This window comes from Mycobacterium sp. 1165178.9 (assembly GCF_001673555.1).
Classification (GTDB): Bacteria; Actinomycetota; Actinomycetes; order Mycobacteriales; family Mycobacteriaceae; genus Mycobacterium.
Genome location: NZ_LZMB01000423.1, coordinates 1 through 26,426, shown reverse-complemented (window position 1 = coordinate 26,426; position 26,426 = coordinate 1). Strand labels below are relative to the sequence as shown.

28 protein-coding genes and 1 pseudogene are annotated in these 26,426 nt (G+C 66.5%); 17 read left to right on the top strand and 12 right to left on the bottom strand.

The features are described from left to right. Positions 1-163: 163 nt before the first annotated feature. Positions 164-916, bottom strand: a pseudogene (locus tag A5652_RS18515) (amidophosphoribosyltransferase); the annotation flags it as partial. A 137-nt stretch (positions 917-1,053) separates the two neighbouring features. Beyond that, positions 1,054-1,443 (bottom strand): sterol carrier family protein, encoded by a 390-nt coding sequence (locus tag A5652_RS18510; RefSeq protein ID WP_067354660.1) that lies wholly within the window; start codon positions 1,441-1,443, stop codon positions 1,054-1,056. A gap of 19 nt (positions 1,444-1,462) precedes the next feature. Here A5652_RS18510 and A5652_RS18505 point away from each other — a divergent pair, with 19 nt between their 5' ends. Then, positions 1,463-2,674 (top strand): MCE family protein, encoded by a 1,212-nt coding sequence (locus A5652_RS18505; RefSeq protein WP_067354655.1) that lies wholly within the window; start codon positions 1,463-1,465, stop codon positions 2,672-2,674. Between the two features lie 6 nt (positions 2,675-2,680). Here A5652_RS18505 and A5652_RS18500 read toward each other — a convergent pair whose 3' ends face one another. The 4 genes from A5652_RS18500 to A5652_RS18485 all read right to left on the bottom strand — a co-directional run bounded on the left by A5652_RS18500 (position 2,681) and on the right by A5652_RS18485 (position 7,380). Continuing rightward, the gene (locus tag A5652_RS18500) at positions 2,681-3,310 is read right to left on the bottom strand and encodes a CPBP family intramembrane glutamic endopeptidase (protein WP_067354650.1); all 630 of its coding nucleotides are present in this window, start codon (positions 3,308-3,310) and stop codon (positions 2,681-2,683) included. 19 nt (positions 3,311-3,329) lie between these two features. Next, positions 3,330-5,627, bottom strand: a complete 2,298-nt coding sequence (gene purL / locus A5652_RS18495) for a phosphoribosylformylglycinamidine synthase subunit PurL (RefSeq protein ID WP_067354645.1) — start codon at positions 5,625-5,627, stop codon at positions 3,330-3,332. A gap of 83 nt (positions 5,628-5,710) precedes the next feature. After that, the gene (locus tag A5652_RS18490; RefSeq protein ID WP_067354641.1) at positions 5,711-6,058 is read right to left on the bottom strand and encodes a VOC family protein; all 348 of its coding nucleotides are present in this window, start codon (positions 6,056-6,058) and stop codon (positions 5,711-5,713) included. Positions 6,059-6,072: 14 nt separating this feature from the next. Next, positions 6,073-7,380, bottom strand: coding sequence for a M18 family aminopeptidase (locus tag A5652_RS18485; protein ID WP_067354668.1), 1,308 nt, complete (start codon positions 7,378-7,380; stop codon positions 6,073-6,075). Positions 7,381-7,480: 100 nt separating this feature from the next. Between A5652_RS18485 and A5652_RS18480 the strand changes: the two genes are divergently transcribed. From A5652_RS18480 to A5652_RS18470, 3 genes are all read left to right on the top strand, one after another. Beyond that, positions 7,481-8,491, top strand: coding sequence for a Dyp-type peroxidase (locus tag A5652_RS18480; protein ID WP_067354637.1), 1,011 nt, complete (start codon positions 7,481-7,483; stop codon positions 8,489-8,491). Beyond that, entirely contained in the window at positions 8,488-9,285 is a 798-nt protein-coding gene (locus A5652_RS18475; RefSeq protein WP_067354632.1) for a family 1 encapsulin nanocompartment shell protein, read from the top strand. The genes A5652_RS18480 and A5652_RS18475 overlap by 4 nt, the downstream gene beginning before the upstream one ends. A gap of 69 nt (positions 9,286-9,354) precedes the next feature. After that, positions 9,355-10,095 carry an SDR family NAD(P)-dependent oxidoreductase gene (locus A5652_RS18470; RefSeq protein ID WP_067354628.1) on the top strand — a complete coding sequence of 247 codons (741 nt, stop codon included), beginning with the start codon at positions 9,355-9,357 and terminating at the stop codon, positions 10,093-10,095. Positions 10,096-10,098: 3 nt separating this feature from the next. On the opposite strand, the gene A5652_RS18465 is transcribed toward A5652_RS18470, so the two are convergent. After that, positions 10,099-11,802: an MOSC and FAD-binding oxidoreductase domain-containing protein gene (locus A5652_RS18465; RefSeq protein WP_067354625.1), complete on the bottom strand. Its 1,704-nt coding sequence runs from the start codon at positions 11,800-11,802 to the stop codon at positions 10,099-10,101. Between the two features lie 234 nt (positions 11,803-12,036). On the opposite strand from A5652_RS18465, the gene A5652_RS18460 reads away from it, so the two are divergent. From A5652_RS18460 to A5652_RS18415, 10 genes are all read left to right on the top strand, one after another. Beyond that, positions 12,037-12,906 (top strand): alpha/beta fold hydrolase, encoded by an 870-nt coding sequence (locus A5652_RS18460; protein ID WP_067354620.1) that lies wholly within the window; start codon positions 12,037-12,039, stop codon positions 12,904-12,906. A 58-nt stretch (positions 12,907-12,964) separates the two neighbouring features. Beyond that, on the top strand, positions 12,965-13,660 hold the full coding sequence (locus A5652_RS18455; RefSeq protein ID WP_067354616.1) for a TetR/AcrR family transcriptional regulator: 696 nt from the start codon (positions 12,965-12,967) through the stop codon (positions 13,658-13,660). A gap of 19 nt (positions 13,661-13,679) precedes the next feature. Then, on the top strand, positions 13,680-14,348 hold the full coding sequence (locus A5652_RS18450) for a TetR/AcrR family transcriptional regulator (RefSeq protein ID WP_067354611.1): 669 nt from the start codon (positions 13,680-13,682) through the stop codon (positions 14,346-14,348). Between the two features lie 115 nt (positions 14,349-14,463). After that, positions 14,464-15,510, top strand: a complete 1,047-nt coding sequence (locus A5652_RS18445) for a zinc-binding dehydrogenase (RefSeq protein WP_067354606.1) — start codon at positions 14,464-14,466, stop codon at positions 15,508-15,510. 55 nt (positions 15,511-15,565) lie between these two features. Further along, positions 15,566-16,447 carry a DUF427 domain-containing protein gene (locus A5652_RS18440; protein ID WP_067354604.1) on the top strand — a complete coding sequence of 294 codons (882 nt, stop codon included), beginning with the start codon at positions 15,566-15,568 and terminating at the stop codon, positions 16,445-16,447. A 2-nt stretch (positions 16,448-16,449) separates the two neighbouring features. Further along, on the top strand, positions 16,450-16,875 hold the full coding sequence (locus tag A5652_RS18435; protein ID WP_067354601.1) for a VOC family protein: 426 nt from the start codon (positions 16,450-16,452) through the stop codon (positions 16,873-16,875). 39 nt (positions 16,876-16,914) lie between these two features. Beyond that, positions 16,915-17,508 (top strand): TMEM175 family protein, encoded by a 594-nt coding sequence (locus A5652_RS18430; protein WP_232001237.1) that lies wholly within the window; start codon positions 16,915-16,917, stop codon positions 17,506-17,508. Between the two features lie 2 nt (positions 17,509-17,510). After that, entirely contained in the window at positions 17,511-18,194 is a 684-nt protein-coding gene (locus A5652_RS18425; RefSeq protein ID WP_067354598.1) for a haloacid dehalogenase type II, read from the top strand. Between the two features lie 53 nt (positions 18,195-18,247). Beyond that, the gene (locus A5652_RS18420) at positions 18,248-19,705 is read left to right on the top strand and encodes an NAD(P)/FAD-dependent oxidoreductase (protein ID WP_067354595.1); all 1,458 of its coding nucleotides are present in this window, start codon (positions 18,248-18,250) and stop codon (positions 19,703-19,705) included. A gap of 3 nt (positions 19,706-19,708) precedes the next feature. Continuing rightward, positions 19,709-20,176: a cupin domain-containing protein gene (locus A5652_RS18415; RefSeq protein ID WP_067354592.1), complete on the top strand. Its 468-nt coding sequence runs from the start codon at positions 19,709-19,711 to the stop codon at positions 20,174-20,176. Here the strand turns inward: A5652_RS18415 and A5652_RS18410 are convergent. Further along, positions 20,170-20,568, bottom strand: a complete 399-nt coding sequence (locus A5652_RS18410) for a VOC family protein (RefSeq protein ID WP_067354588.1) — start codon at positions 20,566-20,568, stop codon at positions 20,170-20,172. The genes A5652_RS18415 and A5652_RS18410 overlap by 7 nt on opposite strands. 382 nt (positions 20,569-20,950) lie before the next feature. On the opposite strand from A5652_RS18410, the gene A5652_RS18400 reads away from it, so the two are divergent. Then, the gene (locus A5652_RS18400; RefSeq protein WP_067354582.1) at positions 20,951-21,418 is read left to right on the top strand and encodes a hypothetical protein; all 468 of its coding nucleotides are present in this window, start codon (positions 20,951-20,953) and stop codon (positions 21,416-21,418) included. A gap of 12 nt (positions 21,419-21,430) precedes the next feature. On the opposite strand, the gene A5652_RS18395 is transcribed toward A5652_RS18400, so the two are convergent. Continuing rightward, complete coding sequence (locus A5652_RS18395) at positions 21,431-22,504, bottom strand: NAD(P)-dependent oxidoreductase (RefSeq protein WP_067354578.1); 1,074 nt, start codon at positions 22,502-22,504, stop codon at positions 21,431-21,433. Between the two features lie 146 nt (positions 22,505-22,650). On the opposite strand from A5652_RS18395, the gene A5652_RS18390 reads away from it, so the two are divergent. Beyond that, the gene (locus tag A5652_RS18390; protein ID WP_067354574.1) at positions 22,651-23,466 is read left to right on the top strand and encodes a lysophospholipid acyltransferase family protein; all 816 of its coding nucleotides are present in this window, start codon (positions 22,651-22,653) and stop codon (positions 23,464-23,466) included. A 28-nt stretch (positions 23,467-23,494) separates the two neighbouring features. Beyond that, positions 23,495-24,910, top strand: coding sequence for a wax ester/triacylglycerol synthase family O-acyltransferase (locus A5652_RS18385; protein WP_197514009.1), 1,416 nt, complete (start codon positions 23,495-23,497; stop codon positions 24,908-24,910). Here the strand turns inward: A5652_RS18385 and purQ are convergent. From purQ to A5652_RS18370, 3 genes are all read right to left on the bottom strand, one after another. Then, positions 24,877-25,551, bottom strand: a complete 675-nt coding sequence (gene purQ / locus A5652_RS18380) for a phosphoribosylformylglycinamidine synthase subunit PurQ (RefSeq protein WP_067354569.1) — start codon at positions 25,549-25,551, stop codon at positions 24,877-24,879. The genes A5652_RS18385 and purQ overlap by 34 nt on opposite strands. Next, on the bottom strand, positions 25,548-25,787 hold the full coding sequence (gene purS / locus A5652_RS18375) for a phosphoribosylformylglycinamidine synthase subunit PurS (RefSeq protein WP_067354564.1): 240 nt from the start codon (positions 25,785-25,787) through the stop codon (positions 25,548-25,550). Before purS ends, purQ begins: the two co-directional genes overlap by 4 nt. A gap of 61 nt (positions 25,788-25,848) precedes the next feature. Beyond that, on the bottom strand, positions 25,849-26,426 hold a 578-nt coding region (locus tag A5652_RS18370), incomplete at its 5' end, for an ATPase (protein WP_067354561.1).

The window sequence follows — 26,426 nt, the reverse complement described above, 5'->3', positions numbered from 1 at the left end:
TCGGCGCGTCGTTCGTGCGCGACATCGAACCCGGTGAATTGCTGGCGATCGACGCCGACGGCGTCCGCTCCACCCGGTTCGCCAATCCCACTCCCAAGGGCTGCGTATTCGAGTACGTCTACCTGGCACGACCGGACAGCACGATCGCCGGCCGGTCGGTCCACGCAACCCGGGTGGAGCGGACGCCGTCGGCGTCGATCGCCAGCAATTCACCGGGTTCGATGTCGCGCACGAACGACGCGCCGACGATGTCGAGGGCCGCCGTTTCGGACGCCACCACCCAGCCACGGTCGAGCCGGCCGAGCGAAAGCGGCCGCACCCCATGCGGATCGCGGCACGCGTACAGGGTGTTCTCGTCCATGAAGGTCAGGCAGAAGGCGCCGCGCACGGTCGGCAGCAGATCCAGCGCCGCCTGCTCCAGGGTGGCGTCCGCCGCGCCGTGGGCCAGCAGCGCGCCCAAGATGTCGGAGTCCGTCGTCGCCGGCGCCGGGGCGCGCTTGGCGATCAGGCCCTCGTCGCGGGCGCGGGCGGCAAGCTCGGCGGTGTTGACCAGGTTGCCGTTGTGCCCCAACGCAACCCCGGTTCCGGCCGCGGTGTTGCGAAAGACCGGCTGCGCGTTTTCCCACGTCGTGTCGCCCGTGGTCGAGTAGCGGCAGTGGCCGATGGCGACGTGGCCCTGCATGGCACCAAGCGTCTGCTCGTCGAACACCTGGCTCACCAGGCCGAGGTCCTTGAAGACCAACACCTGGGATCCATCGGCTACCGCGATGCCGGCGGCTTCCTGGCCGCGATGCTGCAGCGCGTACAGGCCGTAATACGTGAGTTTGGCGACGTCCTCCCCAGGGGCCCAGACCCCGAATACACCGCATTCTTCACGGGGTGCGTTGAAGTCCTCTTCGGGTTCTTGGACGGTCACGATTAGGCAGCTCCCCGGGGAACGGTTGGTGACGTAACGGAGTCTACGGGCAGCGTCGGCGCGCCGACGAATCCGCCGGGCGTGTTGAGCGACGAATTCCCACGAAAAACACCTAAACCTGCAGTTCAGGGTTATGTTCAGCCTATATCGAACAGAGGCAGGCAGTGTCCAATCTCACCGGCTCGCGACCCGGATAGACGCAGCGCACCTGTGGGCTGCGCCTCGGCGAACGACAACTTTCCGGTGGCCAGCAGCAGCCAGGTGCGCGGGTCGGTTTCCACCACATTGGGCGGCGTGCCCCGGGTATGCGTGGGCCCGGCGATGCACTGCACCGCGACAAAAGGGGGGATGCGCAGCTCCACGCTCCGCCCGGGCGCCACCGCGGCCAGTGTGCGGGCGGTCAGCCGCACGGCCGTCGCCAATTCCTGCCGGTCGGGCGCCGGACGGGATTCGTCGCGAAGCCAGTCCGCGATGGCCAGTAGGGCCTGCCGGGTCTTCGCCGGATCGGCTATGTCGCGGGAGGCCATACCTTAGGGTCTCAAAATCATGGAGCCACGTCGCTCAAGGTCGCGGCCGTACAAGACCGCCGGCCTGGTGACGATCGTGGTCATGGGATTGATCGGGTTGCTTCTGTACCTGCAATTTCGGGGTGCCCTCACCACGAGCACCAAGTTGACCATGGTGGCCGCGCGGGCAGGCCTGGTGATGGACCCCGGCTCGAAGGTCACCTACAACGGGGTGCAGATCGGCCGGGTGGCCAGCATTTCGGAAACCACGCATGACGGCAAGCCGGCCGCCAAGATAGTCCTGGATATCACCCCGAAATACGCCGACCAGATCCCGGCGAACGTGGCGGCCGCCGTCAAGGCGACCACGGTGTTCGGCAACAAATATGTCGCGTTGAGTGCGCCGGAACACCCTGCGGCGCGACGGGTCACACCGTCGATCGTGATCGAGGCGACGTCGGTGACCACCGAATTCAACACCCTTTTCGAGACGCTCACCTCGATCGCGGAGAAAGTCGATCCGGTCAAGGTGAACCTTACGCTCAGTGCGGCCGCCCAGGCGTTGACCGGAATGGGCGAGAAGTTCGGCGCCTCGCTGACCCAGGGGGACGCCGTACTCGACGACCTGAACCCCCGAATGCCGGCCCTGCGCAACGACATTCGGTGGCTGGCAGCCCTGGGCGATACCTACGCGCACGCCTCACCCGACCTGTGGGACGCGCTCGACCACGCGATGACGACCGCGCGCACACTCGACTCGCAGCAACGCGACCTCGACGCCGCGCTGCTCGCGGCGGCCGGGTTGGGCAACGCCGGCGCCGACGTTTTGGGCCGCAGCGGGCCATCCTTCGTCCGCGGTGCCGCCGACCTAGTCCCCAGCAGCCAACTGCTCGACGAGTACAGCCCCGAAATCTATTGCACGATACACAATTTCGACGAGGTCGCACCCAGAATCCACAACGCGCTGGGCGATAACGGCTACTCGCTGGGCGCCCACGCCTCGGGCGCCATTGCGGGCGCGCCCAACCCGTACATCTGGCCGGAGAACCTGCCCCGCACCAACGCCAGGGGCGGCCCCGGCGGACGAGCGGGCTGTTGGCAAAAGATCACCCGGGAACTGTGGCCCGCCCCGTTCCTGGTGATGGACACCGGCGCGAGCATGGCCCCCTACAACCACTTCGAAGTCGGCTCGCCACTCGCGGTCGATTTCGTGTGGGGCCGCCAACTCGGTGACCACACCATCAATCCCTGATCGCGATCAGCGCTTCGACGACCGGACGGCCAGCACGGCGATGGCACCGGCTTCGTTGACGGCCAGATGCGCCAGCATGGGTGCGGCCAGGCTTTCGGAACGGTCGGCCAGCCAACCGAACACCCAGCCGGCGATTCCGGTGACCAACACGGTGGCCGCGACCGGCTCACCCGTCGGGCGCGCATCGGCGATGTGCGACAGGCCAAAAGCGCAGGCCTGCAATAGTCGTCCACCGCGCGCACCGAAAGCAGCGGCGCCCGCGGTGGACAGCGCCCCCCGAAACGCGGACTCCTCCGACCACACCGTGCCCACCGGTATCCGCAACAGCAGCCACTCCGGCGCCGTCGCCGGTGGCCGGCGGTCGGCCATCGATCGGCGCACGGGTGCCAGCATGGTCGTCGCGGCGACCGTACCCGCCACGGAGAACGCGGCCGGCGACCCCAATCGCAAGCCGGCCCATAGCCGGGGCGGGCCCAGGCCCAGAGGCGCACCCGTCACCCACACCAGCACGCCGCCCACGCCGGCCTGCAGCACCGTCCGCCACGACGCCGGCAGCCGTGGGCTGACGAAGCTCCAGCCGATCAGCGCGGCGGCCAAGGACAACGCGCCAGTCCGACGGAAACGCCTGGCAGACATCAGGATTCGCTGCGGGCGCTCATCCGAAGAGCCGGGGCAGCACCGCCTCGGAAGTCTCGCGCAGTTCGGTCAGCGGAACCGTGAACAGCCCCTGGAACTCGACCGCGCCGGAGGCCTGGTCGACGACGCCGATGCGCGCCGCGGGCAGTCCCCGCGCCTCGCACATCGACCGGAACCGGCTTTCCTCGGTGCGTGGCACCGCCACCAAAGCGCGACCCGCCGACTCGGAGAACAACGCCACGAACGGGTCGGCGTCCTCGGGAAGCACGATGCGACAGCCGGTTTCGCCGGCCAGGGCGGCTTCGACGACGGCCTGCGCGAGGCCGCCTTCGGACAGGTCGTGGGCCGCGGACACCAGGCCGTCGCGCGATGCCGAATGCAGCACCTCGCCCAGCAGCTTCTCGCGGGCCAGATCGACCTGGGGCGGCAGCCCACCCAGATGATCGGCGGTCACCTGCGCCCAGGTCGAACCATCGAACTCGTCGCGCGTATCGCCAAGCAGCATCAGGGTTTCCCCCGGCTCGGTGCCCAGGCCGGTGGGGATGCGCCGGGCGACGTCATCGATGACGCCCAACACCCCTACCACCGGGGTGGGCAGGATCGCCGCCGAGCCCGTTTGGTTGTAGAAGCTGACGTTGCCGCCCGTCACCGGAATCCCCAGGGCCACACAGCCGTCGGCCAGCCCCCGCACCGCCTCTGAGAACTGCCACATCACTCCGGGGTCTTCTGGCGAACCGAAATTCAGGCAATTGGTAACCGCGACCGGGGCCGCTCCGGTGACGGCGACGTTGCGGTAGGCCTCGGCCAGGGCGAGCTGGGCCCCGGCGTAGGGATCCAGCTTCGTATAGCGGCCGGACGCGTCGGTGGACAGGGCGATGCCACGGCCGGTGGATTCGTCGACGCGCAGCACACCGCCGTCGGCGTGCTCGGCCAGCACGGTATTGCCGCGCACGTACCGGTCGTACTGCTCGGTGATGTATGCGCGGCTGCATAGGTGCGGACTACCCAGCAGCGCAAGCAAAGTGGTGCGCAGTTCGTCACCGGTGGCCGGTCGTGGCAACCGGGTCGAGCTGTCGGCGTTCAGTGCGTCCTGCGTATCGGGCCGGGCGACCGGGCGGTGGTAGACCGGCCCTTCGTGGGCGACGGTGCGCGGCGGCACATCGACGACCGTCTGGCCGTGCCAGGTGATCTGCAACCGGTCGCCGTCGGTGACCTCGCCGATCACCGTGGCCAGCACGTCCCACTTGCGGCACACCGCGAGGAAGGCGTCGACGTTTTCCGGGGTCACCACGGCGCACATCCGCTCCTGGGACTCGCTGCACAGGATCTCCGCGGGCGTCATCTGTGTGGTGCGCAGCGGCACGGTTTCGAGCCGGATCGCCATCCCGCCGTCGCCAGCTGAGGCTAATTCCGAAGTGGCGCAAGATAATCCGGCACCACCCAGGTCCTGGATGCCGACCACCAGGTGCCCGGCGTACAGCTCGAGGCAGCACTCGATGAGCACCTTCTCCATGAACGGGTCACCGACCTGAACCGAGGGCAACTTCTTGCGCGAACCCTCGCTGTCGAAGGTGTCCGAAGCCAGCACCGAGACCCCGCCGATGCCGTCCAGCCCCGTGCGGGCACCGAACAGGATGATCTTGTTGCCGGCGCCCGAGGCGAAGGCCAGGTGCAGATCCTCCTGGCGCAGGACGCCGACGCACATGGCGTTCACCAACGGGTTGCCGGCGTAGCAGGCATCGAACACGGTTTCGCCGCCGATGTTGGGCAAGCCCAACGAATTGCCGTAGCCGCCGATGCCGCGCACCACGCCGTCGAGCACGCGGCGGGTGTCCGGCGCGTCGGCCGCGCCGAACCTCAGCTGATCCATCACCGCGACGGGTCGCGCGCCCATCGCCATGATGTCGCGGACGATCCCGCCGACTCCGGTGGCCGCGCCCTGGTAGGGCTCGACGTAAGACGGGTGGTTGTGCGACTCGACTTTGAAGGTGACCGCCCAGCCGTCGCCGATGTCGACGACGCCGGCGTTCTCGCCGATGCCGGCCAGCATGCCGGCCCGCATCTCGTCGGTGGTGGTCTCGCCGAAGTACCGCAGGTGCACCTTGGACGACTTGTAGGAGCAATGCTCGCTCCACATCACCGAGTACATCGCCAGCTCGGCGTCGGTCGGCCGGCGGCCCAGGATGTCGCGGATCCGCTGATATTCGTCGTCTTTGAGGCCCAGCTCGGCGAACGGTTGCGGCTCGTCGGGAGTGGTGGCGGCGTGCTCGACGGTGTCGATGGCCTGGGTGCGCGCACTCGTCCCGGAGACTGTCACGCCAGACAGTCTAGGGCTGGACGCACCCTGGACGCCGAGTTGGCCGAGCCGCTGGGGGACCCGGGCTGGACTGCGACCCGCGGCTACTGCCGCACCACGCAGAAGACGTTGCCCTCGGGGTCGGCGAGGACCACCCAGCGGAAGCTGTCGCCGAACTGGTGCCGGCCGACCTCGGTCGCCCCGGCCGCCGTCAGCCGCGACACCTCGGCGTCGACGTCGGCCGCGCTCAGATCGAGGTGCACGCGGTTCTTGCCGGGCGTCGGGTCGGGCACCTTCTGGAACCCGAGCCGCAACCCTTGCGGGAAGGTCACCGCCGTGAACTCGTCGGCGAGGATGACGTGCGTCTCGCCGTCGAATTGTTCGGCCCACCAGCCGGCCAGCCCGTCCGGATCGCCGCAGTCGAACGTGACCATTTCTACGTTTAGCGCCATGGCCGGATCGTAGGTCAGCTGGGTGACAGAAAAGCCTGCATCGCGGCCGAGTAAGCGGCCACGTCGTGTGCGCCCATCAACTCGCGCGCGGAGTGCATCGCCAGCTGCGCGGCGCCGACGTCGACGGTGGGGATGCCCGTCCGCGCCGAGGTCAACGGTCCGATCGTCGATCCGCACGGCAGGTCGGCCCGGTGTTCGTAGCGCTGCACGGCGACTCCGGCCTGCCGGCAGGCCAGCGCGAACGCCGCGGCGGTGCGGCCGTCTGTGGCGTAGCGCAGGTTCGGGTGCACCTTGAGCACCGGCCCGGCGTTCACCGCGATCTGGTGGCTGGGCTCGTGCCGCTCCGGGTAGTTGGGGTGCGTGGCGTGCGCCATGTCCGCCGACGCGAGCAACGAGGCCGGCAGCAAGCGCAGGTAGTCCTCGCGGCTACCGCCCGCCGCCAGCACGATTCGCTCGAGCACGGCGCCCAGCAGATTGGATTGCGCGCCGTGATCCGACGACGATCCGACCTCCTCGTGATCGAAGACCACCAACACGGGCAGATAGGCCTCGGCCCGTTCCACGGCCAGCAGTGCCTCCAGCCCCGCGTAGCAACTGGCCTGGTTGTCCAGCCGAGGCGCACTCAGCAGGCTGGCGTCGGCGCCGACCACCGTGGCGGGAGTCAGGTCGTGGGTCATCAGATCGGCGGCCAGCACGTCGGTCGCGGCGACTCCGGCGCGCTCCGCGACGAAATCGACGAAAGACCGCGTCGTATCCCCGACGCCCCATACCGCGTTGACGTGCCGCTGCGGATCCAGTGTCACCGCCTTGCGGTCCTCGGCCAGATGGATGGCCAGCTGCGGCACCCGAAGGATCGGTTCGTCGATCCGCACCAGCTGGTGTGCGACACCGCCGTCTTCGCCGTCCGCGCGCAAAGACAGGCGCCCACTGATTCCCAGATCGCGATCCAGCCACGAGTTGAGCCACGCGCCCCCATAGGGCTCCAGCGCCACCACCCGCCAGCCCGCCACCACCCGGTCGGGGTGCTGCTTGACCCGGAGGTTGGGACTGTCGGTGTGCGCCCCGACGATTCGGAAGGGTCCGTGAGCGCCTTCCGAATTCCAGGCGACCAGCGAGCCCGCCCGCACCGTGAAGTAGCGCCCGGGCTCGGACGGCCAGCGTTTAGCCTCGATCAGTTCGGTGTATCCGGCAGCGATCAGCCGAGCGGCCGCCGTGGCGCACACGTGAAATGGCGACGGAGAGGCGTCTATGAAATCGCAGAGTCCTTGCGCACTCGCTGAGGACTTCGCCTGGTTTCCAGGCCCGCCGGGCATGTTGAACATCATGGCTGTCCGCCGTCATGCAGTTCACGCTAGGGTCGATTGCGCGCTCCTTGCTCGCGCCGCTTCCGGCGCTCACCGTCGCCACGCTAGGGTCACCAACGTGCCTCCCGTCCAGCCGCAACCCATCCTCGCGCCGTTGACGCCCGCGGCGATCTTCCTGGTGGTGACCATCGACGAGGGCGGGGAGGCGGCGGTGCACGACGCGTTGCCCGACATTCCCGGACTGGTGCGCGCGATCGGATTTCGCGAACCGCAGAAACGGCTGTCGGCGATCGCCTCGATCGGCTCCGACGCCTGGGATCGCCTGTTCTCCGGACCCCGCCCCGCCGAACTGCATCGGTTCCTTGAGCTGAACGGACCGCGGCACACCGCTCCCGCCACGCCCGGGGATCTGTTGTTCCACATCAGGGCCGAAAGCCTGGATGTCTGCTTCGAACTGGCCGGCCGGATCCTCAAATCCATGTCCGGTGCTGTCACCGTGGTGGACGAGGTGCATGGCTTTCGCTACTTCGACAACCGCGACTTACTCGGGTTCGTTGACGGCACCGAGAACCCGGACGGCGCGCTGGCCACGAGTGCCACCGCGATCGGCGAAGAGGACCCCGACTTCGCCGGCTCTTGCTACGTGCACGTGCAGAAGTACGTGCACGACATGTCTGCGTGGAACTCGATCTCAGTCACCGAGCAGGAGCGCGTGATCGGCCGCACCAAGCTCGATGACATCGAGTTCGACGACGACGTCAAGCCAGGCAACGCCCACATCGCCCTCAACGTGATCACTGACGACGACGGCACCGAACTGAAAATCGTGCGGCACAACATGCCGTTCGGCGAGCTGGGCAAAAGCGAATACGGCACGTACTTCATCGGCTATTCGCGTACGCCCCAAGTCACCGAACGCATGCTGCGCAACATGTTCCTCGGCGATCCGCCGGGCAACACCGACCGCATCCTCGACTTTTCCACGGCCATCACCGGCGGATTGTTCTTCTCCCCCACCCTCGACTTTCTCGACGACCCACCACCCCTTCCCGCAGCGCCGTTGGCGGAAACGCCTGCTGCACAGAACGGCTCACTTTCGATCGGCAGCCTGAAAGGAACAAGTTCATGAACAACCTCTACCGCGACCTGGCACCGGTCACCGAAGCCGCTTGGGAAGAAATCGAATTGGAGGCGACCCGCACCTTCAAACGTCACATCGCGGGACGTCGGGTCGTCGACGTCAGCGAGCCCGGCGGACCGGTCACCGCCGCGATCAGCACCGGTCGGCTCGCCAACGTCGCGTCACCCACCGATGGCGTGGAGGCTCATCTGCGGGAAAGCAAACCGCTTGTCCGACTGCGGGTTCCGTTCACCCTGTCACGTTACGAGATCGACAACGTCGAGCGCGGCGCCAACGATTCGGACTGGGACCCGGTCAAGGAAGCGGCCAAGAAGCTGGCGTTCGTGGAAGACCGGGCCATTTTCGAGGGCTACGCCGCGGCGTCGATCGAGGGCATCCGCTCCGCCAGCTCGAACAAGTCGCTGACCCTGCCGGCGGATCCGCGTGAGATTCCCGACGTCATCACTCAGGCGATCTCCGAACTTCGGCTGGCCGGTGTAGACGGTCCCTACTCGGTGCTGCTGTCCGCCGACGTCTACACACGGGTCAGCGAAACGACCGAACACGGCTACCCGATCCTCGAACACATCGATCGGCTGGTTCCCGGCGACATCATCTGGGCGCCGGCCATCGACGGCGCTTTCGTGCTGACCACCCGCGGCGGTGACTTCGATCTGCAACTCGGGCACGACGTGTCGATCGGGTACACCAGCCATGACGCGGACACCGTGCAGCTGTATCTCCAGGAAACGCTGACCTTCCTGTGTTACACCGCCGAGGCCTCCGTTCCCCTCAACCCGTAGGAATATTTACCCGCAAGCCCTTGCTTACCCGGAGAGCAACTGAACTTCTCTCTTGGAGGCAGGGTTTCGATGGCAACAACTTTGGCCGGTTCGACCGCATTAGTGACCGGCGCCACATCGGGTATCGGCCGGGAAATAGCACTGCAGCTCGCGGCTCGCGGCGCCGAGGTCGTGGTGCAGGGCCGCAATGCCGAACGCGGCGCCAAAACCGTTCGCGACATTGAAAACGGCGGTGGGAAGGCCCGTTTCGTAGCCGCAGATCTCAACGACGCCGACGATGTGCGACGATTGGCCGCCGAGGCGGGACAGGTGGACCTCCTGGTCAACAATGCCGGCATCTACGAATTCGGCCCGACCGCGGACACCGACGACGCGACCTTCGACGAACACGTGAACGTCAACCTGCGTGCGCCGTACATCCTGGTGCAGCAGTTGGTGCCGGCCATGGCCGCCCGGGGTAACGGTGCCGTGGTGAATGTGAGCACCCTGGCCGCGTCGGTGGCAACCCGCGGCGCGGGGGTCTACGGGGCGACAAAAGCCGGCTTGGAGCAGCTGACCCGCGTGTGGGCCGATGAGTTCGGCGAGTCGGGTGTGCGGGTTAATGCGGTGGCCGCGGGGCCTACCGAAACTCCGGGGGCCGCCGCCTTGCCGGGCGTCCTCGACACTGTTGCGGCGATCACCACGTTGCAGCGAGTGGCCGACGCGGGCGAAATCGCCAGTGCCGTGGTCTTCCTCGCCTCTCCGGACGCCAGCTATGTCAACGGCGCGATTTTGCACGCGACCGGAGGCCAGCGAGCGATTGCCGCGTAGGTACTAGAGGTCCAGCACCACATCGGTTTCGGGGGCCGCCGAGCAGATCAGGACCGACCCGTCCGAGGGCGGCTCCAGCGGCTGTTGGACGTATGTGGCCGTCCCGTCAACAATTCCGGTGAGGCAGACGTGACACACGCCGCTTCGGCAGGAAAAGCGGGTGGGCACGTCGCAGGCTTCGGCAAGGTCGAGGATGCTCGGGTAGCGGGGTGACCAGTTGACCGTTAATCCGCTGCGCGCGAAGGTGATCGCTGGTCCGGTGCCACGCGGTCCGGCCGGGGGGTGGGGTGGCTTGCGCGCGCCGGTCTCGACGATACCCGGGTTGATTGCCGGCAGCGCGCCGAAGAGCTCGCTGTGAATGTGGTTCGGGTCGAATCCCATGCCGACCAGGTCGTCGCGCATATCCGCCATGAATTGCGTTGGACCGCATAGGTAGACGGTGGCATCGGTGGGCAGCCCCAATGTCGCGACGGACTCTCGGCGTAGGCGGCCCTGCGCTTCGGTGTAGAAGACCTGTTGCGTGGCGTGCGGCAACGACTCGATGAGTGTTGTGACCTCTTCTGAGAAAGCCTGGGTTTCGCGATTGCGGGTGGTGTGCAGCCACCAGATGTTGCGCCGACTGCCGGCCACGGACAGCGCATGCAGCATCGCCAGGACCGGCGTCGCCCCGATTCCGGCGGAGAACAGGACAACCGGACCGTCGTGATCGGTGAGGTAGAAATCGCCGCGCGGGGCGGCCGCCGTTATTACCGAACCCGGTCGAATGTGCGCGTGCAGCCATCGGCTCACCACACCGTGGTCCTCGCGCTTGACGCTGATGCGGTAGGAACCGGTCGAAGAATCGTCGGAAAGGGAGTAGCTGCGCAGCGGCGCGGGCTCTCCGGCGCCGGTGATCTTGACCGTCAGGTACTGGCCGGGAAGCGCCGGCGGTAGCGGACCATGGTCCTCGGCCTCGAGCCTGATCGAGAGCACTTGTGAACTCTCCCTGCGGGTCTCGGTGACCCGCAGGTTACGAAATCCCGTCCATCCCGGTAGGGCTGGTGCCACCGCGGCTGCCTTGCCCTCGTGCGCGGCCAGCAGCTCATGGAAGGACTGCTGCCAGCCCGGACTGAGCGCCGGAACGTCAATGGCCTTGCGCAACATTTCGACATCGCGGTCGGGTAGGTAGAGCAGGGCGTCCACGTCGGCCACGCTGAGCTCGTGACGGCCCCGTTGGGTGCGCACGATGTCGTCGCCGGCGCGCACACGACCCTCGGCGATCACGCGGAAGTAAAAGCCCGGCCGATGTGCAGACACCAACAGATTGGGCATGTCGGGTTCGTCGAGACGCATGCCGACGCGAAAACAGGTGACACGCGGCTGGGTGACCTCGAACTCGGCGTCGCCGATGCGGTAGCGGTCGCCGATGCAGACATCGTCGTCGGCCAGCCCGGTGACGGTGAAGTTCTCCCCGAAGTGACCGGGTCGTAGGTCGTCGCGACCCAGGTAGGTCTTCCAGAAGTCGTAGGATTCGCTCTGGTACACCATCACCGCGCGCTGTTCCCCGCCGTGGCCGGCGAGGTCACCCTGGCCGTCGCCGTCGATGTTCAACCGGCGCACCATGACCGGTCCCTCGACCGGAGCCTTCCATATCCCGGTGTAGACCGTTTTGTCCCGCCACGGGACGTTCTTCGGCATGCCCACGTTAACCGAAACAAGCCTGCCCACTGTGTCACCTCGAACTAGCTCGCCATTGCACGAGTCGCCCAACTGGGATGGTTCGCCCAGAATATGGCAGGCCGATCCGCCCGGCAACATCTCCGGCCCAAGGGGTGTTTCACGCCGCAGGCATGGTGCATAATGGGTCATATAACCCATAACTGTGAATTGGGTTCCGTCAATTCTCCGTCGGACGCCGCTGCGGCGCCCGCGCGTGAATTACGTTGCTTCAGGAGCGATGTCATGCCCGTTGTTCATCATCGATACGCCACCGTCGACGGCCGTCGCCTCTTCTACCGTGAGGCCGGCGAACCCTCTGCTCCCGCGCTGCTTCTCTTGCACGGGTTTCCCACCAGCTCGTACATGTTCCGCCATCTGATCCCGGCCCTCGCCGACCGTTACCGCGTCATCGCCCCGGATCACCTCGGCTTCGGGCTTTCCGACGCCCCACCGGTCGAGGAGTTCGACTACACGTTTGATGCGCTGACCGACCTCACGGCGGGTCTGCTGCGAAGCCTGGGGGTCGACCGGTATGCCATGTACGTCCAGGACTACGGCGCGCCGATCGGCTGGAGGCTCGCGCTGCGCGAGCCGGCTGCGATCACTGCGATCATCAGCCAGAACGGCAATGGCTACGACGCGGGATTCATCGAGAGCTTCTGGAAGGTCGTGCAGGCGTATCAACAGGAGCAGACGCCCGGCACCGAGGCGCCGGTGCGGCAGTTCCTCACGCTGGATGCGACCCGTTGGCAATACGTCACCGGCGTGGCTGATGAGACGCTGGTCGATCCCGAATCCTGGCATCACGACTACGCGCTGATCTCCCGTCCAGGCAACGACCTGGTGCAGCTCAAGCTTTTTCGTGACTACGCCACCAATGCGCCCCTGTACCCCCGTTTGCACGAATACTTCCGGGCCAGCAGGGTGCCGCTGCTCGCGGTGTGGGGCCGCGGCGACGAGATCTTCGGGCCGGCCGGCGCCGAGGCGTTCGCCGACGACCTCCCCGACGCCGAAATACATCTGCTCGACGGCGGGCACTTTCTGTTGGAGTCCGCGCTCGATGAGGTCGTCCCGCTGATCCGCAACTTCCTCGCCCAGCGGGTCAAGGCCTGATCCGCTGTATGGGCTGGAGATCCCATAAATGGGGGCGCTCCCGGGTTAGCCTGACGCGATGGCCCATCCCGATGTTCGTGACGAACAACGGTTGACCGCCAAGGGGCGTGCCACCCGTGACCGGATCGTGCAGGCCGCCGCCCAGTTGATCGTCGCCGAGGGACTGTCCGCGTCCAACATGGACAACGTGCGCCGGGCGGCTTCGGTCAGCGGCTCGCAATTAGCCCACTATTTCGCCGACAAAGCGGCGCTGATACGGGCGGTGATCCGGCGCCAGATCGGCGTGGTCTTGGACTTTCACCGCCAGTCCACCCTCCGGGGCCTGGGCTCGTTCGACGACTTCGAGCGGTGGATCGATCTCAACATGCGCTACCTGCGGCGCATCGGCTACTTGGGCACCCCCACCTATCACGCCCTCGCGGGCCAGCTCGCGAAATCAGACGACGCAACACGCGAGGAGTTGGCGGCCGGCTACCGGCAATGGATCGACTTGTTGGAGAAGGCAATTGCGCGAATGAAAGACGACGGGCTGCTGGTTCGCGACGCCGATCCGCGCCAGCTCGCCCTGGTGATCATCACCGCGCATCAAGGAGGTGGAATCTTGACGTTCACCTATCAAAAGGAATGGCCGCACGCAGACGCGACGCGTTTCGCGGTGAATTATCTACGCATGTTCGCCACCGACAGCGCCGAGCGAGCGCCCCGCCCACCGCGCGGGTCGCGGGGGCGTCGGCCGGCGCAACGAGCCGGCTGAGGCTGTCGAAGGTGACGACATGACCGAACGGCCCTCTTCGCGGTTCACTCGCAAGGGAATGGCCACGCGCGCGCGGATCATCGACGCTGCGGCCCGGCTGATGTTCGAGCGTGGCGTGGCCAATACCAGCATCGACCAGGTTCGGCGCGCCGCCGAGGTGGGCGGATCGCAGATCTCGCATTACTTCACCGATAAGCGCGACTTGACCCGGCAGGTCGTCGACGTGCGCCGCAATGACTTGCGGACCTTCCACACTCGGCCGCAGTTCGCCGCTCTCGACAGCCTTGATGCCCTGCAGGCGTGGGCCGACGCCTGTGTATCGGACATCGAGGCCGTATACCGGGTCGGAGGTTGCGTCTACGGATCCTTGGTGGGCGAGCTGCTCGAGGCCGACAAGGAAATCCACAACGATCTGGCAGCCGGCTACGACCAATGGATCGAACTGTTTCGCGAGGGCCTCGAGGCGATGCACGACCGAGGCGACCTGCGCGCCGACGCCGACCCGCGGCACTTGGCCGTGTCGCTGGTCGCCGCACATCAGGGCGGCGCGATGCTCACTCACGTCACCGGCGAGCCGCAACCGCTGCGGGTCGCCGTCAATGCCGCCGTCGACTACGTCCGCTCCTTCGCTGCGCAACCGCCGCCGTGCACAGGTCGATCCGCATCTCGCGGTCGGCGCAAATCTTGAGCTGTGACATCCGCTGGACATAAGGGTCCACGAACATAATAATGGGTCAGTTGGCCCATTATTTGTGACGGCCACCCGGCGTCGTCGCCCGCCAACACTGTGAAAGAGGCGGTCAATGTCCATGCTCGAGTCACCTCAACTGCCGACCGCGCCGGCGGTCGTACGCGAGCAATCCGGCGGGCCAACCATGCGGGCGATCGTCTTGGAAAAGTTCGGCGGCCTGGACAGCCTGGTCTACACCGACATCCCCAAGCCGCTGCCCAAGGACGGCGAAGTCGTGATTGCGGTCAAGGGTTTCGGCATCAATCACGCCGAGATCCATATGCGTCGCGGGGAATGGGCGGAGGCGGCCGAGGTCAGCGGGATCGAATGTGTGGGCGTCGTGGACTCGTGTCCGGGTGGGGAATTCCCGATCGGCGCCAAGGTCGTGGCGCTGATGGGCGGTCTCGGGCGCACCATCAACGGTAGCTACGCCGAATACACTCGCGTGCGCGCCGCCAACGTCGCGCTCATCGAATCCGCCCTGCCGTGGTCGCAGCTGGCGGCGCTGCCGGAAACCTACGCAACGGCGTGGACGTGCCTGTACCGCAACCTGAACTTGACCGCGGAACAAACGTTGGTGATCCGCGGCGCCACCTCCGCATTGGGCCAGGCCGCACTGAAGATGGCGGTGATCACCGGCGCGACGATCATTGCCACCGCACGCACTCGTGAACGCTTCGGCATGCTCGAGGAGCTGGGTGCGGCCCGTGTCGAGGTAGAGCGCGGCGACCTTGCCGCCCACATCGCGGAAGCCAACCGCATCGACGCCGTCCTCGATCTCGTCGGTAACAGCACCATCCTCGACTCGCTGGACATGCTGCGCCGCGGCGGTACCGCCTGCCTCGCCGGATGGCTGGGTGGTCTGGAACCCATCGGCGACTTCAATCCACTCGCACGAATGGCTAGCGGCGTGAGCTTCAGCTTTTTCGCCAGCCCCGTGTTCGGGAATCCCGGCTTCCCGGTATCGGATGTGCCGTTCGGTGAGATCGCCCAGCAGATAATCGATGGCAAGCTCGACGCGGCACCGGCGCGGATCTTCTCCTTTGACGAAATCCGCGAAGCGCATCGTGTCGCAGAGGCGGGCGAAGCCGGAGGAAAGCTTGTCGTCGTGATGGAGTGATTCGCATCCGCGAACCACCACTGCGCGAACGATTTTGAAGAAGGGACGGCTTCACATGGGTTTGGCATGGCAGCAAGGCCCGCTCGCGACGGGATCGCTCGGACACTTTCTGACCGAACAGCCGATGCCACCGCGGCTACTGTTCGCTGAGCCGTTGCGTCGCCGGATGCGGGTGCGCTTCGCGGATCGGTGGATCGCCGACGCCGAGGATGTGGTCCTCTTACACGAGCCGGGTCGCTACCCGGTCGCCTACTTTCCCCGCGGCGATATCGAAGAGGGAACGCTGCTTGCCGAAGACCGGGTGACGCAGCACCGTGACCTCGGGGCCACCCAGTGGTTCACCGTAAACGCATCAGGACGCGAGACCAACCACAGCGCCTGGGAGCACACCGGGCTGCCCGCCCATGCAGCGGTACTCCAGGGCCGGGTGGCATTTGCTTGGCGTGCCATGGACGCCTTCTACGAGGAAGAGGAACGTATCGTCGGACACGCCGCTGACGCCTATCACCGCATCGACATCCGTTCCACTGCAAGACATCTCGTTGTCCAGGATGGCGACCGAGTGATCGCCGATACCCATCGCCCGCTGGCGCTGTACGAGTCCGGCTTTGCGCCCAGATGGTACGTGCCGCGCGAGGACATCGATGAGTCGTCCCTCGAACCGATTGATATCGAGACCTTTTGCCCGTATAAGGGAATCTGCTCCTACTATGACATCGGTAGCCACCAGCGCGCGGCATGGTCTTACGTCGACGCTTGGACGGAGGTCGCACGGGTCCGCAATCTGGTGTCCTTCGAGCCGGACAAGATCGATGTTCACCTCGACGGCAAGCAACTTCAACTCGAGCCCGGCCAGACCGTCATTCCACACGGCGTGGATCGAGGACTCGACACAGCGGAGATCTTAGGGAAGAACCCGGCCGGGAGCGCACCATGAGGATGTCGTTGGAGGTCGTGATCCTGCCCGTCGCGGATCCCGATCAGTCGTTGCGGTTCTACCGTGACCGGGTTGGCTTCCACCTCGACGTCGATTACGCGCCCACACACGAGTTCCGGGTCATCCAGTTAACGCCCGAAGGGTCTGCCACCTCAATACAATTCGGCGTGGGCCTGACCGATGCGCCGAGTGGCTCCGTGCGGGGCTTATACCTTGTGGTCTCCGACATCGAGGCCTGCCGGGCCGAGCTGATCGGTCGCGGCATAACCGTGAGCGAGATACGCCACAAGGACACCGATGGCGGCTGGAGCGGCAAGTTCCTCCCGGGTCCCGATCCGGATCGCGGAGACTATGCGAGCTTCGCCGACTTCCGCGATCCCGACGGCAATGCTTGGGTGGTGCAGGAGCGGAACCATCAGCCGGCATGAAAGCGGCTCGCGCGCATTGCGAGAGATGGGGAGGTAGCGGTGGCGGAACGAGACACCACTCCCGAACGGGTGCGCGGATTCTCAGACGGCGTCTTCGCGGTACTCATCACGATCCTGGTGTTGGCTCTCAGGCCGCCGGGCGCGCATGGGTTCGGCGCCCTCCTGCCGCTATGGCCCACCGGACTCAGCTATGTGGTCAGCTACCTGTTCATCGCCATCGTCTGGGTCAACCACCACCACGTGTTGAACTACGCGCAGGTCGCGACACCGCGGTTGGTCTGGTCGAACTTCGCTCACCTGTTTTCGGTTTCGCTGATCCCGTTCACCACCGAATGGATCGCCGACAGCAGGCTCGCCCCAGCACCGGTGTCCTCGTACGCCGCGGTCTTCGTCCTGGTCAACATCACTTACCTGGCGTTGTGCTGGGAAGCGGTCGATCGCCGTACCCACGAGGACGTTTCGGCGCGGATGCGACGCATGCTGCAGATGAGGTCGTTCATCACGCTCGGGGTATTCGTGACCGCGGCGCTGGTTGCCCTGTGGTGGCCGGTGGCCGCGATGTCGCTGATTGTGCTGTGCCTCGTGGGGTATCTACGACCGGATATACCCCAAGGGAAGGATGATGAGCATTAGCCATGCCAACACCGCCGGTCCTCGTCTTCGACGTCAACGAGACGTTGCTCGACATCGAGTCCATCGCACCGCTTTTCGGTGAGTTGTTCGGTGACGAACGGCTGCTGCGTGAATGGTTCGCGCAACTGATCATGTACTCGATGTCCATCACGCTGGCCGGCAACTACGTGACGTTTCCGGTCCTTGCCCAGGGGGTGCTGCGCATGCTGGGCGACATCTACCAGGTGGACATCACCGACGGCGATCTGGACCGCCTGAAGACAGCACTGCTCACCATGCCGGCACATCCCGATGCCGCCGAAGGACTCGTCGCCATGCGCGACAACGGGTTTCGACTGGTTACCCTGAGCAACTCTCCGCCCAATCCGGATGGCCCGACGGCACTGCAGAATTCCGGGCTGGGCGAATATTTCGAACACCAATTGAGCGTCGATGCACGTAGCATGTTCAAGCCCTCGCCCGCGGTGTATCGGTACGTATGCGAGACCCTCGGGGTGGCTCCGTCCGATTGCATGATGGTCGCCGCACATGTGTGGGACACCATCGGTGCGCAGAATGCCGGATTCAGTGGGGCTCTCATCACGCGGCGCGGCAATGCGCCGCTGCCGGTCGACGGCCTGCCTCAGCCGGAGATCGTCGCCCGTGATGTGCGTCAGCTCGCCGAGCGACTCGTCAAACTCCGATAAATCCACAAAGCGCGGCCGGGCGCCGTGGCCACCTAGCGAAAGGGTCGTCGACCATGGCAGCAGCTGACGCAGGAGACTTCGACGTCGTGGTGCTCGGCGCGGGCCCGATCGGCCAAAACGCCGCCGAACGAGCCCGAGCCGCAGGACTGCGTGTTGCTCTGGTCGAGCGCGAACTCGTCGGCGGCGAGTGCTCGTATTGGGCGTGTGTGCCCAGTAAAGCATTGCTGCGCCCAGTGATTGCGCTTTCCGACACCCGCAGGATCGACGGTGCGCGGGAGGCGGTCACTGGCCCGATCAGCACCGACGGTGTGTTCGGCCGCCGCAACCGCTACGTCACCGACTGGGACGACAGCGGCCAGGCCGACTGGGTGAGCGGGATCGGCGCGACCCTGCTACGCGGGCACGGGCGCTTGGAAGGTCCACGCCGCGTCGTCGTCACCGACGGCAACAGCGAGCGGCTGACCGTGACCGCACGGCATGCGGTGGTCATCTGCACCGGAAGCCGCGCGGCGCTGCCCGACTTGCCTGGCCTCGCCGAGGCGGGGCCTTGGACCAACCGGCGGGCCACCGATAGCAGCGCCGTCCCGGAGCGGCTGGCGGTCGTCGGCGCCGGCGGCGTGGGCGTCGAAATGGCCACGGCGTGGCAGGGATTGGGCTCCCAGGTGACCCTGTTGGTGCGAGGTTCGGGACTGCTGCCGCGGATGGAGCCCTTCGTGGGTGAACTGATCGGGCGGGGCCTCACCGAGAACGGCGTCGACGTGCGGATGGGGGTGTCGGTGCGCGCGATGCGCCGACCGGACGCTTCCCATGTTGTCCTCGACTTGGACGACGGCACCGAGTTGCGGGTCAACGAGGTGCTCTTCGCCACCGGTCGCGCGCCGCTGACCGACGACATCGGTTTGGAGACAGTGGGATTGAGGCCGGGCAGCTGGCTCGAGGTGGACGACACCTGCCTGGTGCGCGGTGCCGTCGAGGACGGCTGGCTGTACGCGGCGGGCGACGTCAATCACCGGGCCCTGCTCACCCATCAGGGCAAGTATCAGGGCCGCATTGCCGGTGCGGCCATCGGCGCCCGTGCGGCGGGAAAGACGTTGGACACCAAACCGTGGGGCGCGCATGCGACGACCGCCGACCATCATGCGGTGCCGCAGGCATTCTTCACCGATCCTGAAGCCGCGGCCGTCGGATTGACGGCTCAGCAGGCCGAACAGGCCGGGTACCGGGTCCGCACAGTCGATATCGAAATCGGCGATGTGGTGAAGGGGGCCGAGCTTTATGCGGACGGCTACACGGGCCGCGCGCGGATGGTGGTCGACGTGGATCGCGGCCATCTGCTCGGCGTGACGATGGTGGGCCCGGGGGTGGCCGAGCTCCTGCACTCGGCCACCATCGCAGTCGCCGGCCAGGTGCCCGTCGACCGGCTGTGGCACGCCGTGCCGTGCTTCCCGACGATCAGCGAGCTATGGCTGAGACTGCTCGAGGCGTACCGGGACGCCCCGGACGATAATTGAGCCATGAGCACTTCGGACGGATTCCATCCAGACTTCGACGACTCGGCAACGTCGGTCGTGCGCAACAAGGTACGTCACGTCAAGGCGTCGGAGATCAGCTCCGACACAGCACAATCGGAGGGGCTGCGGCGCTTCGCCGCCCTATCCGGCAGCTCGGTCGGCGCGGAGAAGCTTTGGATGGGCGAGACGCACGCGGCGCCCCGATCGGCGTCGGACAATCACCATCACGGCGACTCCGAGACCGCCATCTATGTCCGCAGTGGCAACCCGGAGTTCGTCTTTCATGACGGCAGCGGAGAGGTCCGCATCGCCGCGTCGCCCGGCGACTACGTCTTCATCCCGCCGTACCTACCGCACCGGGAGGAAAACCCCGACCCCAACACCACCGCCGAGGTGGTGATCGCGCGCAGCAGCCAAGAAGCCATCGTGATCAATCTTCCCGCCCTGTATCCGCTGGCCGACCCTCAGTAGACCGCGATCTCGACCAGGTTGCCGTCGACGTCACGGCAGTAGTGCGACGTCATCTGGCCGAGCGCCCCCACCTTTGTCACAGGTCCGCAGATCACCTCCACTCCGCACGCGGCCAGGTGGGTGCGGACGTCATCGGGGCTGGCACGGGTGACGAAGCACAGGTCTTCGGAACCGGCGGCCTCGACCGATCCGGTGAACCAGTCGGGATCGTCGGCCAACGCGCCGACGGGTCGCAAATTGATCTTCTGATCCCCAAAGCGCAGCGCCGTCCGCTGCGACGACCCGAACGTCTCGCGCCGCATGCCCAGCACACGCTCGTACCACGCGGCGGTGGCGTCGACGTCGCGGCAATTCAGGACAATGTGGTCGAACCGTTCCACGGCGATCGCCACCCTCGACCCTCCTGACCCGCGCAAAGCCGTACCCGCCAGTCGATCGGGCTGCTCACGCGCGAAAACCATTCGCTACCAGAGTAATCCGTCTAACGAGTTCCGCCCGCGCCCGGGAGCGTCACTTTACGCCAGTGGAGAGGACGTCTTGACATCTCATGGGGTGGAATCTCACTACCGTCGCGAGCGGTACACGTTTTCGGTCAGGCCGCCGCGCACCGTGCCCAGCCCCGGCGCCGGCATCGCGGAACGCCCGGAGTCCACCTGAGCTCGGGTCAAACCCCCGCACGGGCGGGCCGCACTCAGCGAATTCTCAACCGATTCTTCGGTGCCGCTTGGCTTGGCTCCAAGCATTCCCAAAGTCACAGGCCGCACCATCGAACACATGACGAATGAGCAGCTGTGCGCGAACCTGGTCGAACGTTACCTGCGCACCCGCGGGCGGCGGTATTTTCGCGGCCACCACGACGGCGAATACTTCTTCGTCAGCAACGCCCCACGGCGCTTGCACGTTCACTTCGAGATCTCGCCCGCGCATGACGACGTGTTGATCATCCGCGTCAACCCCGGATGCTATTTCCCGGCGGCCGATCGTCCCTGGGTGACGCACTTTTGCGATCGGTGGAACGGTCTCGACCGCCAGGTCACTGCGATCGTGCACGGTTCGTCGGATCCCCAGCGCATCGGCGTGATGGCCCGCAAGTCGCAATGGATCCGAAATGACGTTCGCTTTAACGAATTCGCTGCCTTCGTCGACGAAACCATCGCGGATGTCATCGAGCTGTTCGAGGAACTGAATCCCCCGGTCGAATTGCCGCCCATCGAACGGCCGTTGCTGCGCGACGCCGGCTGAAGTGCGGGCGGGCTACCCACCAGCCGGAGCATCCGGGCGCGGGTCACCCAGCCTGGCCCGGATGGCGCCCCACGGGTCGGCGTAGCGTCCAGGCGTATCCCGGTAGGCCGCACGGCTTTTGAGGAACCGTCGCGCCACTGGCGAGATCAGCCGCATGGGGTACCGTCGCCACCCGGCGGCGGCTCGCATCTCGGTGAGCATGTCCGGCCACGAGTGGTGCTGGAATTGCAGAACCTGCTGGGCGCGAACCGTATCCATCCAGTCCGTGACAAACCAGTCGTCGTCGCTGTCCGGATCGCCCGGCCGACCGACGGGCAAGACATCGACCAGACCGCGGGCTGCGGCCAGTGCCTTACCAACGTCGCCTTGCCGCAGCAGGTGCGATTCGTCGCCGGCGATCAGCAGCGTCTCACCGGCGACGTCGGCGGTGACCGCAGCGGCGAATGCCCGCGCAACGTCGCGGACGTCGACGGTGTGGATGCGGCCGTCGGCCGGCAGGGCGCTTTCGAAGAACAACGCATCCACGCTGAACGGCATGGCGTCCGGTTCGACGCTGATCACTCCGGCCAGCCGCAGGATGACCCACTCTAAATCCGATGCTCGGAGGTGCTGTTCCGCTTCGGCCTTGTGAGCGCCGTAGAGGTCGGCCGGGTTCGTCGGGGAGTCCGGGCGTAGCAGCTCGTGATGCCGGTGCGGATTGCGCGCGCCGTACACGGCGTTGCTCGACGCCTGGATGAACCGCACCGGACTACGCCTCGATTGCGCGGCGCGCAGCAACGTGACGGTCGCGTCGACGTTGACACGGCGCCCCAGCGCCGGCTGCCGATAGATCACCGGCGGGATCACCGCGGCCAGGTGAACGATGGCGGTGGGCGACGTCTCGGCGAGTAGCCGGTCGACCTGACCCGGATCGGTCAGATCCGCCCAGCGCGGCTCGGCGCCCGCCGGCAGCGCTGCCGCGGCTTTGCGCTGGGCGGCGGTGCCCAGGTCGGTCGCGACGACGCGGTGGCCGTCGGCCACCAGGCGGCGCACGGTTTGCGAGCCGACCAGCCCGAAACCTCCAGTTACCAGGACCTTCTCGGACATGCTCCCCCATCGGCCGCTGGCCTCCCAGCAAACGGATATGACATTCTCCTAAATGGAGAGTAGCATATGCCGATTGGAGGCTCAGGTTTGGGACTGGCGTCACACCGGCAACAACTAGCAAGAGCAGAAACAGACAGCGGGGAGCCATGACGGGCAACGGTGTTGACGCGGCGGACAACCACGAAACCGCCAAATGGGATCCGGCTTTCACCGAACAGGTGGCAAAGGTGCTCGGACCGGCCATCAAGCGGTACTACCGGGCCGAGGTGCGAAACATCGACAACGTCCCGTCCTCGGGCGGGGCTTTGGTGGTCTCCAACCACTCGGGCGGCATGCTGACCCCGGACGTGCTGATCTTCTCCCCGGCCTTCTACAACAGGTTCGGCTACGACCGCCCCGTCTACACGCTGGGCCATTACGGGCTGTTCATGGGACCGTTGGACGGCTGGTTGCGCCGCCTCGGCGTGATCGAGGCCAGCCGCGAAAACGCCGCGACCGCGTTGCACTCCGGCGCGGTGGTGCTGGTGTTCCCCGGCGGCGACTACGACTCCTACCGGCCGACCTTCAGCGCGAACACCGTCGACTTCAATGGACGCACCGGCTACGTGCGGACCGCCATCGAAGCCGGGGTGCCGATCGTGCCGGCCGTATCCATCGGTGCCCAGGAGACACAGCTGTTCCTTACCCGGGGCAACTGGCTGGCCCGCAAGCTGGGGCTGACCAAAGCGCGAATCGACATTCTGCCGATCAGCGTCGGGTTCCCCTTCGGTTTGAGCGTCATCTTCCCGCCCAACGTGCCCCTGCCGGCGAAGATCGTCACCGAGGTTCTCGAACCGATCGACATCACCGCCCTGTTCGGCAATGACCCCGACGTCGACGAGGTCGACGCCCACGTGCGCGCCGTCATGGACGACGCGCTCAAGCGGCTCGCCGGCGAGCGCCGGTTCCCGATCCTGGGCTGACGGTATCCGGGGCCGCTGGAGGTGGCGTGTGAAAAGACTCAACGGCATGGACGCGATGCTGCTCTACAGCGAGACGCCCAACCTGCACACCCACACGCTGAAGGTGGCCGTGATCGACGCGGGCGACTTCGACGGAGAATTCGGTTTCGAGGCGTTCCGCCGTCACGTGCGTCGTCGGCTTCATCTGCTAGAACCGTTGCGCTACAAGCTTGTTGACATTCCCTGGCATTTGCATCACCCGATGTGGCAGGAGAATTGCGACGTCGACCTGGACTATCATCTGCGGCGAGTGCGGGTGCCCGCACCCGGCGGTAGGCGCGAGCTCGATCAGGTGATCGGAGAGGTGGCGTCCACTCCGCTGGACCGCAGTCGTCCGCTGTGGGAGTTTCATTTCGCCGAGGGGCTGGCCGGTGGCCGATTCGCCATGATCGGCAAGGTGCACCACGCGCTGGCCGACGGGGTCGCGTCGGTCAACCTGCTGGCGCGCGCAATGGATCTGCGCGACGGGCTTACCGACGAGCGTGACAACGACGAAGCCGGCGTCACCACCTCCAACGCCGACCTGCTGCGCGCGGCGGCCCGCGACCACGTTCGGCAGATCGGCGCCCTGCCCGGGCTGCTCAAGGACGCTGCCGTCGGAATGATGCGGGTGCGCCGCCGGTCCCGGGAGCGCGGGGGCCACCCCGACCTGGCCGACGCGTTCGACGCACCGCCGACGTTCCTCAACCATCTCGTCTCGCCGCGGCGCTGGTTCGCCAGCGCGTCGTTGTCGCTTCCGGAGGTGAAAGCGACGGCAAAGGCGTTGGGCATCACGGTGAACGACGTGGTGTTGGCCATGGCGACCGGCGGATTGCGAACGCTGTTGCTGGCTTATGACGGTGCGGCCGACCGCCCGATCATCGCCTCGGTGCCGACGGCCACCGACAAGTCGGACCGCATCACCGGCAATGAGATCAGCGGGCTGATGGTCTCGCTGCCGGTGCATGTCGGCGACCCCGTGGAGAGGGCCCGGCTGGTCGCCCTGGCCACCAAGATCGCCAAGGAAGACCACGAAGTCCTCGGCCCGGAGCTCTACGGGAAGATGATGGCATACCTTCCGACCGCATTCGCCCCTGCGGCATTCCGGTGGCTGGGCCTGCGCGACGCCCCGAACAAGCTGATGAACGTCGCGGTGTCCAGCGTGGTGGGGCCGCGTGAGCGGGGCCACTTCGGCGGCGCCGCCGTCAGCGAGATCTATTCCACCGGCGTGCTGTCGCCCGGCGCCCCGGTCAACATCACCGTGTGGAGTTACGTGGACCGGCTCGGCGTCGCGGTGCTCACCGACGACCGGACCTTCAACGATCCGCACGAGGCGACGGAGGCCATCGGTGCGTCCTTTGCCGAATTACGGGATGCCGCAGGCGTTTCCGCTCAGCCGGCGAGCACGCCGTCCAGCACCGAATAGAACAGGCCCAGGCCGTCATCGGACGGCCCGGTCAGCGCCTCGATGGCGTGCTCGGGGTGCGGCATCAAACCCACCACACGGCCGTTGGCGGAGCTGACCCCAGCGATGTCGTGCAGCGAGCCGTTGGCGTTCTCGTGGTATCGGAACACCACCCGCCCCTCGCCCTCGAGCTCCTCGATCACCTCGGCAGGCGCCACGTAGCGTCCCTCTCCCGATTTCAACGGCACCAGCAGGTCGGCGTCGGGCTCGAAGCGCGACGTCCAGGCGGTCGACGTCGAGGCCACCCGCAGCCACACGTCGCGGCAGATGAAGTGCAGACCCACATTGCGGGTCAGCGCCCCGGGCAACAGCCCGGCCTCGCAGAGCACCTGAAAACCGTTGCAAATGCCCAACACCGGCATGCCGCGCCGCGCGGCCTCCACCACCTCGGTCATCACCGGGGCGAACCTGGCGATCGCACCGGCCCGCAGGTAGTCGCCGTAGGAGAACCCGCCGGGCACCACCACGGCGTCCACGCTCTTCAGATCGGCGTCGGCATGCCACAGGTTGACCGCCTCGGCACCGACCCGCCGAGCCGCGCGGGCGGCGTCCACGTCGTCGAGCGTCCCGGGAAATGTGATGATCCCGATGCGTGCCGTCACGGCTTCTCCCGGCTGATCGTCCAGTCTTCGATCACGGTGTTCGCCAACAGCGATTCCGCGATCTCGGCGAGCGCAGAATCGTCGACACTGTCATCCACTTCGAGCTCAAACCTCTTGCCTTGCCGCACTTCTGAGATTCCCGGATGTCCAAGGCGACCGAGCGCGCCCACAATCGCTTGACCCTGCGGGTCGAGAATCTCCGCTTTGGGCATCACGCTTACGATCACCCGGGCCACCGGCGCTCCTCCTCAATTGGCGTTTCCGGCGCCACTCTACCGGCGAAAGCGCAGCTCGGGGTCACGGGCACGAGGCAATGTAGGCCTCGCAGAGGGGCGCGCTCATCGCATTGAGCACCGGATCGTCCGCGATCGCCGGCCAGGCCGTCTGGGGCGGCGCCGTGGACCAGAACGTGACCTCGCTGATCGTGCTGCTGGCCGGGTGGGCGAACAGATAGGTGTGCATCACCACCGGGCCGCTGATCACGGCGGCCATCCGATTCGCTTCGTCGGTGGTCAGCGACGGTGACTGTTGCGGTGCGCGCTGCTGGCAGGCTCGCAGAGCGGCCACGGCATTGCTGAAGGCCGTGGTCGCGACGGTCCCACCGCGGGCGGTGTCACCCCGCCAGTGCAGGACCTGGGCGTGCAGTTGCCACTGTCCATCGGGATGCTGAACCGTCGAGCGGGCCGCGACGGCCGAGTCGCGGGGATCCTGGGTTATCGGCGGCGAGGCGCACAACTCCTCGAACCGGAACCGGGGTCCGGGCGCCGAACCGGTTGTCTGCACGGCCTGGCCGGCGAGCGCGGGCCAGTGGTACGCGCCGTCCAGCGGCAGGGCGTGCTGATCAATCCACGCGGTGTTCGGAATGCGATCGCACA

Excerpts from the sequence above, each read along its gene's own strand:
- A5652_RS18510 (WP_067354660.1), bottom strand. The coding sequence starts at position 1,443 with ATGGCCTCCCGCGACATAGCCGATCCGGCGAAGACCCGGCAGGCCCTA.
- A5652_RS18505 (WP_067354655.1), top strand. The coding sequence starts at position 1,463 with ATGGAGCCACGTCGCTCAAGGTCGCGGCCGTACAAGACCGCCGGCCTG.
- A5652_RS18500 (WP_067354650.1), bottom strand. The coding sequence starts at position 3,310 with ATGTCTGCCAGGCGTTTCCGTCGGACTGGCGCGTTGTCCTTGGCCGCC.
- A5652_RS18490 (WP_067354641.1), bottom strand. The coding sequence starts at position 6,058 with ATGGCGCTAAACGTAGAAATGGTCACGTTCGACTGCGGCGATCCGGAC.
- A5652_RS18485 (WP_067354668.1), bottom strand. The coding sequence starts at position 7,380 with ATGTTCAACATGCCCGGCGGGCCTGGAAACCAGGCGAAGTCCTCAGCG.
- A5652_RS18475 (WP_067354632.1), top strand. The coding sequence starts at position 8,488 with ATGAACAACCTCTACCGCGACCTGGCACCGGTCACCGAAGCCGCTTGG.
- A5652_RS18470 (WP_067354628.1), top strand. The coding sequence starts at position 9,355 with ATGGCAACAACTTTGGCCGGTTCGACCGCATTAGTGACCGGCGCCACA.
- A5652_RS18460 (WP_067354620.1), top strand. The coding sequence starts at position 12,037 with ATGCCCGTTGTTCATCATCGATACGCCACCGTCGACGGCCGTCGCCTC.
- A5652_RS18455 (WP_067354616.1), top strand. The coding sequence starts at position 12,965 with ATGGCCCATCCCGATGTTCGTGACGAACAACGGTTGACCGCCAAGGGG.
- A5652_RS18450 (WP_067354611.1), top strand. The coding sequence starts at position 13,680 with ATGACCGAACGGCCCTCTTCGCGGTTCACTCGCAAGGGAATGGCCACG.
- A5652_RS18445 (WP_067354606.1), top strand. The coding sequence starts at position 14,464 with ATGTCCATGCTCGAGTCACCTCAACTGCCGACCGCGCCGGCGGTCGTA.
- A5652_RS18440 (WP_067354604.1), top strand. The coding sequence starts at position 15,566 with ATGGGTTTGGCATGGCAGCAAGGCCCGCTCGCGACGGGATCGCTCGGA.
- A5652_RS18435 (WP_067354601.1), top strand. The coding sequence starts at position 16,450 with ATGTCGTTGGAGGTCGTGATCCTGCCCGTCGCGGATCCCGATCAGTCG.
- A5652_RS18425 (WP_067354598.1), top strand. The coding sequence starts at position 17,511 with ATGCCAACACCGCCGGTCCTCGTCTTCGACGTCAACGAGACGTTGCTC.
- A5652_RS18420 (WP_067354595.1), top strand. The coding sequence starts at position 18,248 with ATGGCAGCAGCTGACGCAGGAGACTTCGACGTCGTGGTGCTCGGCGCG.
- A5652_RS18415 (WP_067354592.1), top strand. The coding sequence starts at position 19,709 with ATGAGCACTTCGGACGGATTCCATCCAGACTTCGACGACTCGGCAACG.
- A5652_RS18400 (WP_067354582.1), top strand. The coding sequence starts at position 20,951 with ATGACGAATGAGCAGCTGTGCGCGAACCTGGTCGAACGTTACCTGCGC.
- A5652_RS18395 (WP_067354578.1), bottom strand. The coding sequence starts at position 22,504 with ATGTCCGAGAAGGTCCTGGTAACTGGAGGTTTCGGGCTGGTCGGCTCG.
- A5652_RS18390 (WP_067354574.1), top strand. The coding sequence starts at position 22,651 with ATGACGGGCAACGGTGTTGACGCGGCGGACAACCACGAAACCGCCAAA.